Here is a 16838-nt window from a genome sequence, read left to right as displayed (position 1 = left end):
AGCCGCGCGCCGTCCAAGGTGGCGTGCGGATCTACGCGGGTCACGCCGTTCTCCTGGCGCCACCCCATCTGTCGTACGCGGACTCTAAGGTGGGGGCGTGGCAGACGAGAAGGCATCCCCGGAGAAGGCGTCCCCTGCGGAGAAGACCCCTGAGGAGGCGACCCCTTCCTACGAGCGGGCCCGCGAGGAGCTGACCGAGGTGGTGCGGCGGCTGGAGACCGGTGGGCTCACCCTGGAGCAGTCCATCGAGCTGTGGGAGCGGGGCGAGAAGCTGGCCGCGATCTGTGAGGAGTGGCTCCAGGGTGCCCGGGTCAAGCTGGCGGCGGCCATGGCGCAGCGCCAGGAGCCCCAGGAGGAGACGCCCTTCTAAGCAGACGCCCCTCGCGTCAGGCGTCTCCCGCGTCAGGTGTCTCCCGCGTCAGGTGGCCGGTTTGGGCTGGACCACCAGGGAGGCGGCGAGGGCGGTCAGTTCGTCCCAGTCCGCCGATCCGGTGACCATGACCGTGTGGTCTGGCAGGACCCGGATCAGCGATCGCTGGTTCTTGTCCTGGCGGAAGCGTTCCTCCCAGGCCGTGCCGTTGATCTGGCGCGTGCCGGTGGCCTTGTCGGAGTTGGCCATCCGGTTGGCGAAGTCGGCGAACGGCTGCTCATCGCTCTGCGCCACCATGGCGTGCATCCGCTTGCCGGTGGCGAAGCCCAGCCGCCACGTGACGACGCCGTCCTTCTCGGTGAGCTGGGAGCTGGTGGGGACCCAGTTCGGGAGCACCTCGCGCGGCGCCTCGACGGCGTACGGCGCGGCGCGCGCGGCGTTGACCTTGTCGATGGAGAAGTCGATGCGGGGAATGTGCTCGTTCTTGCCGTTCGGCATGAAAAGGAGGATCAACGAGCCGACGGCCAGGCAGACGATCAGCGCGAACGCGTAGCCGTAGAAACCCTCAGTGAATCGGCGCACGTCAGGGGAGCCTACCCGCATCGGACCACCGGCGGAAAAGCGCGATTACTTCCGTAACGTCCCGCTATGAGAAGAACGTGACCTGAGGCGGAATAACTTTACGAGGCCCGCGCTCACAGGGAGGATCGCGTTGACGTGGCGAGATGTCGTGAGATGCCCGCGATCCGGAGCGAGATCAGTGGACGCGGTCAGCGGACGCGGTCAGCGGACGCGGTCAGCGGACGCGGTCAGCGGACGCGGTCAGCGGACGCGGTCAGCGGACGCGGTCAGCGGACGCGGTCAGCGGATGCGGTCAGCGGTCAGTGGATGCGGCCGATGAGGGCGAGCGACTCCTCGGCGATCCTGCGGGCACGCTCGTCGTCCTCGGAGAGGGTCACCTCCTGGACGACGGCCGCGAGGGCACCGGTGACGACCAGGACAAGGGCGTCCTCCCGCTCGAAGAGCGCGGCGCTGCGCCTGGTCCACTGGCGCAGCCGTTCCCGCATGACGACCTCGAACCCGGTCGGTCCGTCCCCGCGCAGGAACAGCGCGGCCAGCTCACGCTCGGCGAGGCATCCGTCGAGGTACGCCCGGGCGCCGGCGAGGAGCAGCTTCATTGGCTCGGACTCGCCTCGCGATCTGGCCTCCTGGATGGCCTGCCTCGTCCGCTGAGTCTGCCGGGCCTGGAAATCGTCGAAAAGCGTCAGGTAAAGGTCAGCCTTTCCTGAAAAATGGTGATAAAGGCTGCCAACACTGGCGCCAGCACGTGCCACCACATCGGTCACGCCGGTCTCCGCGAAACCACAGGTGATGAAGATCTCCCTGGCCGCTTCGAGGAGCGCGAGCCTCGTGGCGGCACCACGCTCCGACGTGCGCACTGTGACCGTCGGCTCGATATCGCTGCTCATGACCGCGACGATATCCCGGCCCGCCCGTCCAGCGGCAGCGCCGCCGGAAATGCCCTCCTGCCTGCGGCGACCGGTCCAGACCAATCGGACAAGAACGACATACGCAACTACCATCGGCTCTTACGACGCCTGACTTAAGGGGAACGATGGCTGATCACGTACCGGCAGTGCTGGCGGCAGGGGAGCGTGCTCCCGACCGCAACCTCGCCCTGGAGTTGGTTCGCGTCACCGAGGCGGCCGCGATGGCGGCGGCACGGTGGGTGGGCCGCGGCGACAAGAACGGTGCGGACGGAGCCGCGGTCAACGGCATGCGACAACTGATCAACACGGTGTCCATGAAGGGCGTCGTCGTGATCGGTGAGGGCGAGAAGGACAACGCCCCCATGCTGTACAACGGCGAGGAGGTGGGGGACGGCACCGGCCCTGAGTGCGACGTCGCGGTGGACCCGATCGACGGCACCCGGCTGTGCGCCCTCGGCATGAACAACGCGATCTCGGTCATCGCGGTGAGCGAGCGCGGCTCGATGTACGACCCGTCCGCCGTGTTCTACATGGAGAAGCTGGTGACCGGCCCGGCCGCGGCGGGTGCCGTGGACATCAACGCGCCGGTCGCGGACAACATCCGCGCGGTGGCCAGGGCGAAGGGCGCCAAGCCGTCCGACGTGACCGTCGTGATCCTGGACCGGCCGCGCCATGAGCGGATCGTCAAGGAGATCCGGGAGACGGGCGCGCGGATCAGGTTCATCACGGACGGTGACGTGGCGGGAGCCATCATGGCGGCCCGCAACGGGACCGGCGTCGACCTGATGCTCGGCATCGGGGGCACGCCGGAGGGCATCGTCGCGGCCTGTGCGCTGAAGTGCATGGGCGGCGTCATCCAGGGCAAGCTCTGGCCCCGCGACGAGGAGGAGCGCAGGAAGGCCCTGGACGCCGGCCTGGACCTCGACCAGGTGCTGACCACCGACGACCTGGTCCGCTCCGACGACGTCTTCTTCGCCGCGACCGGCATCACGGACGGCGAGCTGATGCCCGGCGTCCGCTATCAGGGCGGTGCCGCCGTGACGAACTCGCTGGTCATGCGCGGCCGCTCGGGCACCATCCGCAAAATCGAGAGTGAGCACCAGCTCTGGAAGCTGAGCGCCTACAGCGCGATCAACTTCGACACCGCCGTCTGAGCCTCGACACCCTGTCTGAGCCGCCCACCGGTCCCGGGACGCCTGGATCCATCCGCGGATCCCGTCCCGGGGAGCCATGGCGCCGCCGTATGCCGGCGGCCTGATCAGGACCGGCGGAACAGGCCCTTCTTGGGGCGTTTCGGCGACCGGGCGATGACCTTGCCGCCGTAGACGAACCCCGCGAGCTCGATGACGGGCGCGTCCGGCGCGTAGTCGGTCGCGCCGGGCGGCAGCCGTACCTCGTCATGGAACGCCTTGATCCGGGCGTCCGGCGCGCTGACGACGCGGACCCCCTCCGGCACGACGAGGGTCACGGTCCCGGCCATCACAGCGAGCCGCACGACCACGCGGCGGGACTGCAGCAACGCCTCACACAGATCCATCGTGACCCGTCCGCCGAGCGAGGTGACCGGCACCTCCGAGGGCACGACCCAGCGGCCGCCGCGGTTCTCCGTGCGGAAGAGGGCGACGACGGGACGGCCGTCCATGAGGAACGGCTGGCGCTCCGGCGGGACGAGGTCCGCCGTGAGCCCGACGAGCTCGCCCAGCGTGCGGGCGGTGTAGGCGCGCTCCACCCGCTCCTCGTGCTCGGTGAGGGTGAGCCGCCCGTCGGTGTGGGCGTCTCGCAGGATGCCGATCACCTGCTCCCTGTCGGCGTCGGACGCCCGCAGCTCGGACGGAGAGGGACCGGCCGGTCCGGCAGCTCCGGACGGCCCGGAGCCCAGGAATGCGGAGATGAAGTTACTCGCGCGGGACTCGAAGCTCACATGTCGAGACTAAGCGCTGCCGCGCCCGAAGGGACCAGCCCTCTCCTCCTGTCGAGGCCCGACGGGACGGGATTGGGCGAGAGGCGTGCGGGACCAATGGCACGAGGTCGTGTTTCGTGGATCTTTTTGGCCTACTGCGGTCGCCCAGATGGCGCCTCGCGGCGTTGTCGCCCCACCCACGAAAACTCCTCGCAAGCTCGGACTTTCCGCGGGGCCCGGGAGTGTCGGCCGGAGGCTCCGCTCCGACCTCCTCCTCCGCCTTGCGCGGCATCCATCTGGCCGATCCTCGCTACGGCAAAGATCCACAAAACACTCCCTAGTCCGGACCATTGACCGCGTAATCGGCACGCCATAACCTGAACCCCCCTCATGTTCTCCCTCCGGAGGCCGCGTTGCCGACGCCCACGCCGCCATCGTCCTCATCGCACCCCATGAAGCGCGACCGGCAGGCACGGCTCGCCACATTCGCCGTCTTCTGCGTCCAGGGCCTCACGTTCGCGACGCTGCTCACGCAGGTCGCCGCATTGCAGCGCAAACACGGCCTGAGCGACGGCGAGCTGTCCATCCTGCTGCTCGTCGTGCCGGTCATCGCGGGCGCGGGTAGCGTGCTGGCCGGCACGCTCGCCGCGCGCTTCGGCAGCCGGCGCGTCCTGCGCGGGTTCCAGCCGCTGACGTGCGTCGCCGTGGTGCTGACCGGACTCGCCCCCACGCTCCCCCTCCTCGTGGCCGCCCTCGTGCTGTTCGGCGTCGGCCTCGGCGGAGTGGACGCGGGCATGAACATGCAGGGCGTCGCGGTCGAGCGCCGGTACGGCCGGCCCGTACTGACCGGGTTCCACGCGCTCTGGAGCGCGGCGGCGGTCATCGGGGCGCTGTGGGCGTCGGCGGCGGCGGGCCGCCACCTGGACCTGCCGGCCACCTTCGCGATCGCCATGGTGCCCGCCGCCGCCGTCGCGGCGGTCGCCGCGCACTGGCTCTGCCTCCCCGAGGAGGAACATGTGGCCGCGGAAACCACCCGGACGGAGGCGCGGTTCCCGTGGAAGCCGATCATCCCGCTCTGCCTGGCGATGGCCTTCCTCTACGTCGGCGACGCGTCGATCTCGAACTTCGGCTCCGTGTTCATGGAGAAGATCATGAACGCGTCCGCGTCCGTTGTGCCGCTGGCGCTGGGCGCCTACCAGGCGACGACGTTCCTGGTCAGGGTGGGCGGGGACCGATTCGTCCAGAGGTACGGCCCGGCGATGATCGTCAGGATCGGCGGCGCGGTCGCCACGCTGGGCTTCGTCGCGATCGTGGCCGCCCCCACGCAGCCGCTGGCCATCGCGGGCTTCGCCCTCACCGGGATCGGCCTGTCGGTGGTGGCGCCGCAGTCGTTCTCGACGGCCGGGCGGCTCGACCCGGCCGGGACCGGCGTGGCCATCGCCAGGGTCAACATGTTCAACTACGTCGGCTTCATCGTGGGGGCGGCCCTGGTCGGCGGCATCGCCGAGGCGGCCGACTACCGGGTCGCGTTCGCCGCCCCGCTCGCGCTGGCCGCGGTGATCATCGTGCTGGCCCGAGGCTTCCAGCCGCGCACGCCGCCTGTGCCGCCCCTGACCGTTTCATGAGGTCGTCCACGTCTCCCGGATCCAGGCGTGCCTGCCACCCTCGGGTCAAGATTATGTCCAGACATTCTGACGATCTATCGTCGCTCCCAGGTCGCGTACGGCCTCGGCGATCCGGTGCTCGGGAAGGCGGGCGAAGCCGATCACCAGGGCGGACGGGAGCGGATCGACGGCGAGTCCGCACGCCCGCGCGGCCTCGGCGGTCCGCCGTTCCTCCCAGCCTCCGGGCAGCTCGGCGTATAGGTGCAAGCCGGCCGAAATGCCGTGCACCCTCAGCTCGGGCAGGTGCTCCGCGAGCGCCCGGACCAGCGCGTCCCTCCGGCGCCGATACTCCCTGCGCATCCGCCGCAGGTGCCGGTCGTAGAGGCCAGTCCTGATGAACCGGGCGAGGGCGTACTGATCGATCACAGGAGAGCCGAGGTCGAGCTCCCCCCGGGCACGCCGTACCGACCGGGCGATGTCCGGGGGCGCCACGATCCAGCCGAGGCGCAGGCCCGGGGCGAGGGCCTTGCTCACGCTCCCGGCGAGCACGACGCGGTCCGGAGCGAGTCCCTGCAGGCAGCCGACGGGGTCTCGGTCGAACCTGAGCTCGGCGTCGTAGTCGTCCTCCAGCAGGATCGCGCCGGTTTCGGCGGCCCACGCGATCAGCTCCGCGCGGCGGCGCGGGGACAGCACCACGCCCGTCGGGTAGTGATGGGCCGGGGTGAGCAGCACCGCCCGCGCCCCCGTCCGGGCGAGCGCCGCGACGTCGATCCCCTCGGCGTCGACCGGTACCCCGGTCAGCTCGGCGCCGGCCCGGCGCAGCAGCGGGAGCTGCCGCGGGCTCGTCGGCTCCTCCACCGCGAGCGCGACCCGGTTCCCGCCCGCCGCGAGGGTCTGCACGACCAGGCTCAGTCCCTGGGCGACGCCGGTGACGATCACCACTTGCCCGGTATCCGCGTCGGCCGCGCGCACCCGGCGCAGATAGCCGGCCAGCTCCTCGCGCAGTTCGGGCACGCCGCCGGGGTCGCCGTAGTCGAGGAGCTCGCCCGGCAGGGTCGCCAGCACGTGGCGGATCGCGGCCAGCCACGCCTGCCTCGGGAAGGCCGACAGGTCCGGGGAGGTCGGACGACGGCCGTAGGAGGTCGGCCCGGGATCAGCGGAACGCACCTCCGGAGAGCGGCCCACGGGAGCGGCGGCGACCCGGGTGCCCGCTCCGACCCTGGCCTCCAGGAAGCCCTCCGCGACGAGCTGCTCGTACGCCTCGACCACGACACCGCGGGACAGGCCGAGGTCTCTGGCGAGATCGCGGCTGGCGGGCAGCCGGGCACCCCGGTCGAGCCGGCCGGAGCGGATCGAGTCCCGGAGCTCCCTGGCGATCTGGCCGGCCAGGCCGCCCCTGCTTCGGTCGACCACGAGATGGAGGTCAGCCAATTGGTCCTCGATTTCCCTGTCTGATTGGACCCCTTTAGTGAGCCATTGTCTCTCTAGCATCGCCAGTCGTGACCCCAGAAACCAGCACTGCGGAGACCAGCGCCGCGGAAACCAGCACCGCGGAAACCAGCACCGCGGAAACCAGCACCGCGGAAACCAGCACCGCGGAGACCAGCGCCGCGGAAACCAGCACCGCCGCGACCTGGCGGGCCGCGGCCGGCGCGGCGACCGGGATGTTCGCGGTGGGCACCCTGACCGCGGTGTCCGACCTCATCGGGACCTACCCCGTGTACGGCGGGCAGGCCCTGCGCTACGCCGCCGGGGCCGTCGTCCTGCTCGCCGCCGCCCGCGCCCGTGGCCTCCGCCTACTCCGGCTCACGCCACGGGAGCTCGCCCTGCTCTCCGCGTTGTCGCTGACGGGGCTGGTGCTGTTCAACGTGTGCCTCATCGAGGCCGCGAAGGCGGCGGGCCCGACACTCGCGGGCACCGTCCTCGGCGCCGCGCCCGTGGTCATGGCGCTGGTCGGCCCGCTGGTCGCGGGAGGGGCCCGCTCGGCGCCGTCGCCGCGGATCCTCACCTCGGCGGTCGTCGTCATGGCGGGCGCGACGCTGGCCACCGGGCTGGGCAGCGGGAACCTGCCCGGCCTGCTCTGGTCGCTGGGCGCGCTCGCCTGCGAGGCGCTGTTCTCCCTGCTCGCCCTGCCGCTGCTGCCGAGGCTGGGCGCGATCCGGGTCTCGGCCTATGCCGCGGCGCTCGCCGTGCCGTACCTGCTGGTCATCGGGCTGATCATGGACGGAACGGCGATGCTGCGGACACCGACGGCGGCGGAGGCGCTCGGCATCGGCTACCAGGCGATGATCGTGACGGCCGTGGCGTTCTTCCTCTGGTACAGCGCGCTCCCCCGCCTCGGCCCGGATCGTGCGGGGCTGTTCGCCGGGATGATCCCGATCGGCGCCCTTGTGACCTCCGTGGTCCTCGGCCTGGGCGTGCCGTCCCTCGCGGACGTGGGGGGCGCCGCCGTCGTCGTCGCCGGCATCCTGCTCGGACTCGCTCCGCGTACCGGCCACCGGCCCCCTCGGCGACGCCCACGCGCGGACGGGCATATCCTCCGCTCGGAGGAACAGGCGAGACATCAGAGGATCGAAGACGATGCCCGAGTTCGACTACACCGACCTGCTGCCGCTTGGCACGGACGAGACGGATTACCGTCTGATCACCACAGAGGGGGTACGGATCACCGAGGCGGCCGGCCGCAGGTTCCTTGAGGTCGAGCCGGAGGCGCTGCGCCTGCTCACCGAAGCCGCGATCCACGACATTTCGCACTATCTGCGGGCATCCCACCTCGCCCAGCTCCGGAAGATCATCGATGATCCCGAGTCCAGCGGCAACGACCGGTTCGTCGCCCTCGACCTGCTGAAGAACGCGAGCATCTCGGCCGGCGGCGTGCTGCCGATGTGCCAGGACACCGGCACGGCGATCGTCATGGGCAAGCGGGGCAGGCACGTCCTCACCGACGGCCGGGACGCCGAGCACATCAGCCGGGGCGTGTACGACGCCTACACCAAGCTGAACCTGCGCTACTCCCAGATGGCCCCGCTCACCATGTGGGACGAGAAGAACACCGGCAACAACCTGCCCGCCCAGATCGAGCTGTACGCCGAGGACCCGTACGGCCACGCCGACGAGTACAAGCTGCTGTTCATGGCCAAGGGCGGCGGCTCGGCGAACAAGTCGTTCCTCTACCAGGAGACCAAGGCCGTCCTGAACGAGAAGCGGATGCTCCAGTTCCTCGAGGAGAAGATCCGCTCGCTCGGCACCGCCGCCTGCCCGCCGTACCACCTGGCGGTGGTCGTGGGCGGCACCAGCGCCGAGTTCGCGCTCAAGACCGCCAAGTACGCCTCGGCCCGCTACCTCGACGGCATCCCCACCGAGGGTTCGACCAGCGGGCACGGCTTCCGCGACCTCGAACTGGAGAAGAAGGTCTTCGAGCTCACCCAGAAGCTCGGCATCGGCGCCCAGTTCGGCGGCAAGTACTTCTGCCACGACGTGCGGGTGATCCGGCTGCCGCGGCACGGCGCGTCCTGCCCGGTCGCGATCGCGGTGAGCTGCAGCGCCGACCGGCAGGCCCTGGCGAAGATCACTCCCGAGGGTGTCTTCCTGGAGCGGCTGGAGACCGATCCGGCACGGTTCCTCCCCGACACCACCGCCGACCACCTCTCGGACGACGTCGTCAGCGTGGACCTTAACCGCCCGATGCCGGAGGTCCTCGCCGAACTCACGAAATATCCGGTCAAGACGCGGCTCTCCCTCACCGGACCCCTCGTCGTCGCGCGCGACATCGCCCACGCCAAGATCGCCGAGAGGCTGGACGCGGGCGAGGAGATGCCTGACTACCTGAAGAACCACGCGGTCTACTACGCCGGCCCGGCCAAGACCCCCGAGGGGTACGCCTCCGGCTCGTTCGGCCCGACGACCGCCGGGCGCATGGACTCGTACGTGGAGCGCTTCCAGGCCGCGGGCGGCTCGTTCGTCATGCTCGCCAAGGGCAACCGGTCCAAGCAGGTCACGGACGCCTGCCAGCAGTACGGCGGGTTCTACCTGGGCTCGATCGGCGGCCCCGCCGCGCGCCTCGCGCAGGACTGCATCAAGAAGGTCGAGGTCCTGGAGTACCCCGAACTCGGCATGGAGGCCGTCTGGAAGATCGAGGTCGTCGACTTCCCCGCCTTCATCGTGGTCGACGACAAGGGCAACGACTTCTTCGACCAGCGCCAGCAGGACGGAGGAGCCACCTTCGTCGGCATCCCGAGCCGAAACACCCGATAGCGAAGCGTCCGCCGGTAACGGTCCTCGGCTCTTCCGCCTCACGGCCTGCCGATCAGGCCACGTGACTGTCCGATGTCCGACTGGCCGAGACGGTTCCAGGGGAAGGCCCCTTCCGATCGAGGAAGGGGCCTTCCCGCTGCTCATGCCGTCTCGGTCGGCGGCGTACGGCCAGGCATCGGCGCCGGCACCAGCCTCGCCTTGTCGCAGACCGTCGGGCTCAGGTGAAGAGGTCGTCCGCGGACGTCACGGTCACAGCCCTGCGGATCCAGGCCTCCAACTGGTGAAGGTCGGAGCAACGCGTGATCCGATCACGGGCATCAGGAGAGATCTCCAGCCCCCGGGCATCGAGCACCGCCAGAACCGCCGCCGCCTCACCCTCCGCGCGACCTTCCTGAAGGCCCTCTTGGCGGCCTCGGTCGATCCAGTGGGACAGGTATTGGCCGGCCATGCTCTCGTAGTCGTGGCTCGTCGTGGTCACGATCTCCTCCAGGTGCTTGCGCGCCACCGGCCCAGGGCATGGGCGGGACATTACCCTTAGGGGTTGTTCGATTACTCTGTGCGCCGTAGCGGGGGGTGGCCGGTTTCCTACTCGGAGGAAGTTCCTTACGAGTGACTCCTCCGCTCCCTGAAGGGAGCGGCTTCTCGCTAAGCCGCTTCCGCAGCGTCGCGAAGGACAAGCCCTGCCCTGAGGATATTGACAGCCGCGTTCACGTCGGCATGCGCGGTATGCCCGCACGCCATACAGATGAACTCGGCCTGGGTGACGCGGTTCTCCTTCGCGCAGTGCCCGCAGCGGGCGCACGTGCGGGAAGTGTTGGCGGGGTTCACCGCGATCAGCTCTCGACCGGCGCTTTCAGCCTTGTGCGCGAGGACCGTCAGGAACACCCCCCAACCCGCGTCCAAGATGCTCCGGTTCAACCCGGACTTTTGTGCGACGTTCCGACCAGGGGCTTGGATCGTGCCGGCGGCCGAGCGGGTCATGTTCGCGATCCGCAGATCCTCATGCACGATCACGCCGTAGTCACGGACCAACGCGAGCGCGGCCTTGTGCGCGCCATCCAGGCGCTGGCGGCGGACCTTCGCATGCACCACCGCGACACGGGCCACGGCCTTGCGTCGCCGCTTGGAGCCCCGCTTCTTGCGGGCGAGATCCCGCTGTGCCGCCGCAAGACGTCCGGCGGACGCCTGCAGGTGGCGCGGGTTGGCCAGGTGTTCCCCGTCGCTGGTCGTGACCAGCGACGCAACGCCCACGTCCAGCCCGACGACCGCGCCGGTCGCAGGAAGGGCTTGCGTGGGCACGTCATCGCAGGACAGGATCACGTACCAGCGGTTGCCTTCCCGCTTGATACTGATCGTCTTCACCCTGCCGAGCACGGGGCGGTGCTGATGCACACGGACATGCCCGACCCCTTGAAGGCGGACGAACGTCGCGGTGGGGTGCTCCGGTTGAGAGTCCCACCGGCAGCCGTCACCGTCCTTCGGCCACTCCACAGTGTCGAACCAGCCCCGCCCCTTGAAGCGGGGGAACCCCGGCTTCTGCCCGGCCTTGACGCGGCGGAAGAACGCGGCGAACGCCTTCTCCAACCGGCGGAGCGTGGCCTGCTGGGAGGAGAACGACCACCGGCCCTGCCCGGCGGGGTCATCGGAGCGGATGTGCTTCAACTCCCCGGACTGGTCGCCGTAGCGTACGGTCACGCCCGCCTTGTGGTAGGCGGTACGGCGGTGCTCCAACGCCGCGTTGTACAACACCCGGTGATCTTCCAAGCACTGCGCGAGCGTGGCGGCCTGCTTGCCGGTGGGGCGCAGCAGGAACTTGTACGACCTACGCACCCCCACCTCCCACGTTCAGTAACGAGATCACCACGCTATCGGCAGCCACCGACAAAATCCGAAGGGAGGGAGCGCGGATTCCCCCGCCGGCTGAAGCAGGCGGTCCCCTCCGCGCGAATCTGATGGAGCCACCGAGCCCCCGCCGGACACCCACCCGCTTCACACTCCTGTCACATAGCGAGTCAGGAGATCTGACAAAAGATCGCAAAAATTTCGCGGCATGGTCTCTACTGGTCGCATTACACAAATCGGTAAGCTGCCACCCATGCGTGCGCCGTCCGGATACCAGCTCGCCGCGAGGTATCGGCTTGTCGAGCCGGTCGGGCGCGGCGGCATGGGCACCGTCTGGCGCGCGCGGGACGAGCTGCTCGACCGTGACGTGGCGGTCAAGGAGGTGCGGCTCCCCCTCGTCCTCGACGAGGAACTGCGGGCCGAGCTGTGCGCGCGCACCGAGCGCGAGGGCCGGGCGACCGCCATGGTCGCCCACCCGTCGGTCATCACCTTGTTCGACGTCGTCACCGAGGACGACCGGCCGTGGATCGTGATGGAGCTCCTCAGGGCGCAGTCCCTTGAGGAGCTCGTGCGGCGGGAGGGACCACTGCCGCCGCAGCGGGTCGCTGAGATCGGCCGGCAGGTGCTCGGCGCCCTGCGCGCCGTCCACGCGAAGGGCATCCTGCACCGGGACGTGAAGCCGAGCAACGTGCTCGTGACCGACGACAGGGCCGTCCTCACCGACTTCGGGCTGGCCGCCCTCGAAGGCGACGTCTCCATCACACAGGCGGGCATCGTGCTCGGCTCCGCCGGCTATATCGCCCCCGAGCGGGTCCTCGGGGCCAAGGCGAGCCCGGCCGCCGACCTGTGGTCGCTCGGCGCCACGCTGTACACCGCCGTCGAGGGCCGCGGCCTGCACGGCCGCCGTACGGCCGCCGCCGCGCTGGCCGCGCTGACCAGCGGCGCGCCGATCCCGATGGAGCGGGCCGGGCCGCTCGCCCCGGTCCTGCGCGGGCTGCTGCAGATCGACCCGGAAGCGCGGCTCGACGGAGTGCGGGCTGCGGTGGCGCTCGCACGGATCGCCGCGGGCGGGACCACGGAGGAACCGATCGCGCACCGGCCGGTCCGGCCCTCGCCTCCATCCTCCATGCCGTCCGCCATGTTGTCCGCCCTGCCGTCCGCGAGCCGCAGGCCCACGCACCGGGGACAGCACCGCGCCGAGTCCCGGCCGGTACCGCGGATGGCGCCGCACACTTTCCAGCGCGAGCCTCGCGAGGACATGATCAGCATTCCCTCCCAGCGACGCCGCTCCGCCGAAGGCGTCCATCGGAAGCCGTCTGAGCGCCCGAAGACGCGCAACTCGTTGGTGAGCCGGCTGCGCACAGTGATCCAGGTGTTCCTGCCCCGGCGGTTCTGGCCGAGAAGTTTTCTCGACTGACCCGAAAGCGTTCTTCAAGCAGGAATCGCTATCTTTCTTCTCATGCGGAGCAGGCTGCTCATCGACCGGTACGAACTGACCACCACGCTGGGGCGCGGCACGATGGGCACCGTCTGGCGGGCCTTCGACCGCACGTTGGGGCGTGACGTCGCCGTCAAGGAGATCCGCCAGGATCCGACGCTCAGCGCCGAGCAGCGGCGGGAGCTGCGGGAGCGCATGATCCGCGAGGGCCGCGCCGCCGCCAGGATCAGCCACCCCTCCGTCGCCACGATCTACGACGCGATCGAGATCGACGGCAGTCCGTGGATCATCATGGAGCTCGTCGAGGGCAGGTCGCTGGAGCAGGTCATCGAGGACGAGGGCCCGTTGCCGCCCCGGCTGGTGGCCGAGGTCGGCTGCGACCTGCTCGACGCGCTCCGCGCGGCCCACCTCCAGGGCATCCTGCACCGGGACGTGAAGCCCAGCAACGTGCTGATCACCGAGACGGGACGGGTCGTGCTGACCGACTTCGGCATCGCCAAGACAGAGGGCGACAGCGCGCTGACCAGGACCGGCATGGTGATCGGCTCACCCGGCTACACCTCGCCCGAGCGGGCCCGCGGAGACCACACGGGACCCGAGTCGGACCTCTGGTCGCTCGGCGCGACCCTGTATTTCGCGGTCGAGGGTCGGCCGGCCTACGAGCGGGCGACGGTCGCGGAGACCCTCAGCGCGCTGATGACCGAGTCCGCCGACCCGCCCACCCAGGCCGGTCCGCTCCGGCCCGTCCTCGACGGCCTGCTGGAGAAGGACCACACCGTACGGCTCACGCCGGAACACGCGGCGGCGATGCTGCGCGCGGTGGCCGACACCCCGTCCGGCGCGACGCCGGTCGGGGTGTCGGCCACCGCGCCGCCGGTGAAGCGACCGGAGCCCGAGCGGCCCGGGAAGCGGCCTGAGGCGGAGTCTCCGGCCACGCCCGGGGATCCCCAGCCTGAGCCGCCCGGCGAGGAGTTCGACTCCAACCGGACCATGGTGGTCATCCGGCCCAAGGGCGGGCTCCGCCTTCCCCCGCCTCCCGCCACTCGTCCGGCCCCGCAGGCGCCGACCCCTGGTTCGCCGGTGCCCGGTTCGCCGCTTCCGCAGGCGCCGCTTCCGCAGGCACCGATTCCGGGGTCACCGGTCCCGCAGGCGCCCGTCCCTCAGGCGCCCGTCCCTCAGGCACAGGTCCCACAGGCACCGGGCCAGGCCGCGCCGATTCCGGGGGCTCCCCCGGCTCCGGGCGCCGGTCCCGCCGTAGGACCCGGACCTGCCGGACCGGCTCCGACTGGTGTCGCAAACGCGGGTGGACGCGACGACACGACCGTCGCCGTCCGGTTCCCCGGCCAGGCACCACGCGACCAGGGCCCGCCGCCGCTCGCCTCCCAGATGCCCGTCGCGCACCTGCCGCAGGGCCCTGTTCCCGGCTCCGGCCCCACCCCCGGCTCCGGCCCCGTCCCCGGAACGGGAGGCGGCCTGGGCACGGACCTGTTCGCCATGCACGCCACCCCCGCGCCGAACCGGGGCGGGCGGGTCCGGGTGCTCACGCTGATGGGACTCGCGGTCACCGCGTTCCTGGTCCTGGTCGTCATCGCGATGACCACGCTGGGCCGCTAAGGCTGGTCGTGGCCGGGGCGACCTCGCGCGTGAAGAAGGTCGTCAGGTCCTCGCTGCGGTCGTAGAGGGACTGCAGCACCGCGCGCGCGTGACGCACCACGTCAGGCTCGCTGATGCGCCGCGCGCCCGTGTGCACCCCTCGTTCGTCGTAGAGGACCTCGTACATGCGGTCTGGGCGGAGGATCACCAGCTCGGGCAGCGGACCGGAGCATTCCATTTCCGCGACCTCCGATCCGGGGAGGACCCGGATCCGCTCACCCGCCGCCACCCGCTCGACGAACGAGTGCAGCTCCCATCGCATGTACGGCGTGAGCGGGCTCTCGACGATCCGGACCCGCCGGAACTCCGCGTGCCTGTCGAAGTACTCGGTCAGCGACTCCCTTGACTCCCTGAGCAGCGCGAGCGAGCGATCCCAGTCGCCCTCCAGCAACGCGACCCAACTCGGGAAGTCCTCCTCGTCGAAATGCTGGGCCCGCTCCAGTTTGATCGCCGGCTCCGTCACCGACGCGTACACTTCGGCGAACTCGGCCTGGTAGACCTCGACGGAAAGCGTCTGTGCCGAAGCGTTCCGCACAATGTCGACGAAATCCATGTCTCCCTTTCGGCTCGGCGGCCCATCATTACCCGTTCCGATTCGTTCTGATTTGTTCTGATCCGTTCCGATCCGTCGCCGGCCGTCGGGTCGCCGACCGGCCGTTCTCCAGGGGCCTCGGTCAAGACTCACGATCAACAAATTTCACAAACCAGTCAAGGTCTGGTCACAGCTCAGGACGACACGGTCGTCCCGTGACGGACAGTGCGTGTGGACGCGGCCCTCGGGCCATGGAACGCGCTCCCACCAGCCGGACGAACCGGTCCCGGCGGGCTCTTGATAGGACTGGGGTCATGGACGACTTCCGGATCGAGCACGACTCCATGGGTGAGGTTCGGGTGCCCGCCGCGGCCAAGTGGGGGGCGCAGACCCAGCGGGCGGTGGAGAACTTCCCCGTCTCCGGACGGGGCCTCGAACCCGCGCACATCTCGGCGCTCGGGCGCATCAAGGCCGCCTGCGCCACGGTCAACGCCGCGTACGGCGTCCTCGACCAGGACATGGCACAGGCGGTACGCGAAGCGGCGGACGAGGTCGCGGCCGGGCGGTGGAACGACCAGTTCCCCGTCGACGTGTTCCAGACCGGCTCCGGGACCTCGTCCAACATGAACGCCAACGAGGTGATCGCCACTCTGGCGGCGGAACGGCTGGGCCGGCCGGTTCACCCCAACGACCACGTCAACGCGGCGCAGTCGTCCAACGACGTGTTCCCCTCGTCGATCCACATCTCCGCGACACAGGCGGCGACCCACGACCTGACGCCCGCGCTGGAGCACCTGGCGACCGCGCTGGAGGAGAAGTCGGTCGAGTTCGCCGATGTCGTGAAGTCCGGCAGGACCCACCTGATGGACGCCACCCCGGTCACGCTCGGCCAGGAGTTCCGCGGATACGCCACGCAGATGGAGCTGGGCATCGAGCGGCTCCAGGCGGTGCTCCCCCGGCTCGCCGAGTTGCCGCTCGGCGGCACCGCGGTCGGCACGGGCATCAACACGCCCGGTCCCGGCTGGGCCGGCGCCGTGATCGAGGAGCTGAGCCGCTCGACGGGCCTGCCGTTCACCGAGGCCAGGGATCACTTCGAGGCGCAGGGCGCCAGGGACGGTCTGGTCGAGCTGTCCGGCGCGCTCAAGGTGATCGCCGTGTCCCTTAACAAGATCGCCAACGATCTGCGCTGGATGGGGTCGGGCCCGCGGGCCGGGCTCGGCGAGATCAACCTGCCCGACCTCCAACCCGGGTCGTCGATCATGCCGGGCAAGGTGAACCCGGTGATCCCGGAGGCGGTCACCATGGTCGTGGCGCAGGTCGTCGGCAACGACGCCGCCATCACGATGGCGGGCGCCTCCGGCGCCTTCGAACTCAACGTGATGCTCCCGGTGATGGCCCGCAACATCCTGGAGTCGATCCGGCTGCTCGCGAACGTCTCCCGGCTGCTGGCCGAGCGGTGCGTACGCGGGATCACCGCCAACGTGGACCGGCTCAGGGAGCACGCCGAGTCCTCCCCGTCGATCGTCACCCCGCTGAACCGCTACGTGGGATACGAGGAGGCGGCCAGGATCGCCAAGCAGGCCCTCGCCGAACGCAAGACGATCCGGCAGGTGGTCGTCGAACGCGGTCACGTCGCGAACGGCACGCTCACCGAGAAGCAGCTCGACGAGGTCCTCGACGTCCTGTCCATGACCCGGCCCGAGCAGCCGGTGGATCACTCAACCCGCGATCAAGATTAGGGAGCGAGGCGGGCGT

General features: G+C 70.2%; 15 protein-coding genes. 8 read left to right on the top strand and 7 right to left on the bottom strand.

Annotated features, from left to right (window positions below):
- The first annotated feature begins 97 nt into the window (after positions 1-97).
- Entirely contained in the window at positions 98-370 is a 273-nt protein-coding gene (locus QSK17_RS08675; RefSeq protein ID WP_285704014.1) for an exodeoxyribonuclease VII small subunit, read from the top strand.
- A 48-nt stretch (positions 371-418) separates the two neighbouring features.
- Here QSK17_RS08675 and QSK17_RS08670 read toward each other — a convergent pair whose 3' ends face one another.
- The gene (locus tag QSK17_RS08670) at positions 419-952 is read right to left on the bottom strand and encodes a DUF4245 domain-containing protein (protein ID WP_285704013.1); all 534 of its coding nucleotides are present in this window, start codon (positions 950-952) and stop codon (positions 419-421) included.
- Between the two features lie 299 nt (positions 953-1251).
- Positions 1252-1839: a TetR/AcrR family transcriptional regulator gene (locus QSK17_RS08665; protein WP_285704012.1), complete on the bottom strand. Its 588-nt coding sequence runs from the start codon at positions 1837-1839 to the stop codon at positions 1252-1254.
- A gap of 146 nt (positions 1840-1985) precedes the next feature.
- On the opposite strand from QSK17_RS08665, the gene glpX reads away from it, so the two are divergent.
- A complete protein-coding gene (gene glpX / locus QSK17_RS08660) occupies positions 1986-3014 on the top strand; it encodes a class II fructose-bisphosphatase (protein ID WP_285704011.1) in 1029 nt (342 codons plus the stop codon).
- Between the two features lie 104 nt (positions 3015-3118).
- Here glpX and QSK17_RS08655 read toward each other — a convergent pair whose 3' ends face one another.
- Positions 3119-3781: a DUF1707 SHOCT-like domain-containing protein gene (locus QSK17_RS08655; protein ID WP_285704010.1), complete on the bottom strand. Its 663-nt coding sequence runs from the start codon at positions 3779-3781 to the stop codon at positions 3119-3121.
- 431 nt (positions 3782-4212) lie between these two features.
- On the opposite strand from QSK17_RS08655, the gene QSK17_RS08650 reads away from it, so the two are divergent.
- Complete coding sequence (locus tag QSK17_RS08650; protein ID WP_285704009.1) at positions 4213-5385, top strand: MFS transporter; 1173 nt, start codon at positions 4213-4215, stop codon at positions 5383-5385.
- 51 nt (positions 5386-5436) lie between these two features.
- On the opposite strand, the gene pdxR is transcribed toward QSK17_RS08650, so the two are convergent.
- Positions 5437-6795 (bottom strand): MocR-like pyridoxine biosynthesis transcription factor PdxR, encoded by a 1359-nt coding sequence (gene pdxR, locus QSK17_RS08645; protein ID WP_285704008.1) that lies wholly within the window; start codon positions 6793-6795, stop codon positions 5437-5439.
- 68 nt (positions 6796-6863) lie between these two features.
- On the opposite strand from pdxR, the gene QSK17_RS08640 reads away from it, so the two are divergent.
- Together QSK17_RS08640 and QSK17_RS08635 are read left to right on the top strand one after the other, a co-directional pair.
- Complete coding sequence (locus QSK17_RS08640) at positions 6864-8060, top strand: DMT family transporter (RefSeq protein WP_285704007.1); 1197 nt, start codon at positions 6864-6866, stop codon at positions 8058-8060.
- Positions 7945-9618: a fumarate hydratase gene (locus QSK17_RS08635; protein WP_285704006.1), complete on the top strand. Its 1674-nt coding sequence runs from the start codon at positions 7945-7947 to the stop codon at positions 9616-9618. The genes QSK17_RS08640 and QSK17_RS08635 overlap by 116 nt, the downstream gene beginning before the upstream one ends.
- Positions 9619-9835: 217 nt before the next feature.
- Here QSK17_RS08635 and QSK17_RS08630 read toward each other — a convergent pair whose 3' ends face one another.
- Both QSK17_RS08630 and QSK17_RS08625 read right to left on the bottom strand, forming a co-directional pair.
- A complete protein-coding gene (locus tag QSK17_RS08630; protein ID WP_285704005.1) occupies positions 9836-10123 on the bottom strand; it encodes a hypothetical protein in 288 nt (95 codons plus the stop codon).
- A 140-nt stretch (positions 10124-10263) separates the two neighbouring features.
- Complete coding sequence (locus QSK17_RS08625) at positions 10264-11448, bottom strand: RNA-guided endonuclease InsQ/TnpB family protein (protein WP_285704004.1); 1185 nt, start codon at positions 11446-11448, stop codon at positions 10264-10266.
- Positions 11449-11713: 265 nt separating this feature from the next.
- Between QSK17_RS08625 and QSK17_RS08620 the strand changes: the two genes are divergently transcribed.
- Positions 11714-12877, top strand: a complete 1164-nt coding sequence (locus QSK17_RS08620; protein ID WP_285704003.1) for a serine/threonine-protein kinase — start codon at positions 11714-11716, stop codon at positions 12875-12877.
- A 42-nt stretch (positions 12878-12919) separates the two neighbouring features.
- On the top strand, positions 12920-14512 hold the full coding sequence (locus QSK17_RS08615) for a serine/threonine-protein kinase (protein WP_285704002.1): 1593 nt from the start codon (positions 12920-12922) through the stop codon (positions 14510-14512).
- Here QSK17_RS08615 and QSK17_RS08610 read toward each other — a convergent pair.
- A complete protein-coding gene (locus tag QSK17_RS08610; RefSeq protein ID WP_285704001.1) occupies positions 14484-15104 on the bottom strand; it encodes a DUF6879 family protein in 621 nt (206 codons plus the stop codon). The genes QSK17_RS08615 and QSK17_RS08610 overlap by 29 nt on opposite strands.
- Positions 15105-15397: 293 nt before the next feature.
- Between QSK17_RS08610 and QSK17_RS08605 the strand changes: the two genes are divergently transcribed.
- Positions 15398-16822 (top strand): class II fumarate hydratase, encoded by a 1425-nt coding sequence (locus tag QSK17_RS08605; protein WP_285704000.1) that lies wholly within the window; start codon positions 15398-15400, stop codon positions 16820-16822.
- Positions 16823-16838: the final 16 nt, after the last annotated feature.

Origin of the sequence: Microtetraspora sp. NBRC 16547 (genome assembly GCF_030268965.1) — a bacterium.
Taxonomy (GTDB): Bacteria; Actinomycetota; Actinomycetes; order Streptosporangiales; family Streptosporangiaceae; genus Microtetraspora.
The sequence above is the reverse complement of the archived record's forward strand: the minus strand, read 5'-3'. Positions and strand labels throughout refer to the sequence as shown.

Bases quoted from the DNA above. Each gene is read 5' to 3' on its own strand.
- QSK17_RS08665 (WP_285704012.1), bottom strand. From the start codon at position 1,839: ATGAGCAGCGATATCGAGCCGACGGTCACAGTGCGCACGTCGGAGCGT.
- glpX (WP_285704011.1), top strand. From the start codon at position 1,986: ATGGCTGATCACGTACCGGCAGTGCTGGCGGCAGGGGAGCGTGCTCCC.
- QSK17_RS08650 (WP_285704009.1), top strand. From the start codon at position 4,213: ATGAAGCGCGACCGGCAGGCACGGCTCGCCACATTCGCCGTCTTCTGC.
- QSK17_RS08635 (WP_285704006.1), top strand. From the start codon at position 7,945: ATGCCCGAGTTCGACTACACCGACCTGCTGCCGCTTGGCACGGACGAG.
- QSK17_RS08620 (WP_285704003.1), top strand. From the start codon at position 11,714: ATGCGTGCGCCGTCCGGATACCAGCTCGCCGCGAGGTATCGGCTTGTC.
- QSK17_RS08615 (WP_285704002.1), top strand. From the start codon at position 12,920: ATGCGGAGCAGGCTGCTCATCGACCGGTACGAACTGACCACCACGCTG.
- QSK17_RS08610 (WP_285704001.1), bottom strand. From the start codon at position 15,104: ATGGATTTCGTCGACATTGTGCGGAACGCTTCGGCACAGACGCTTTCC.
- QSK17_RS08605 (WP_285704000.1), top strand. From the start codon at position 15,398: ATGGACGACTTCCGGATCGAGCACGACTCCATGGGTGAGGTTCGGGTG.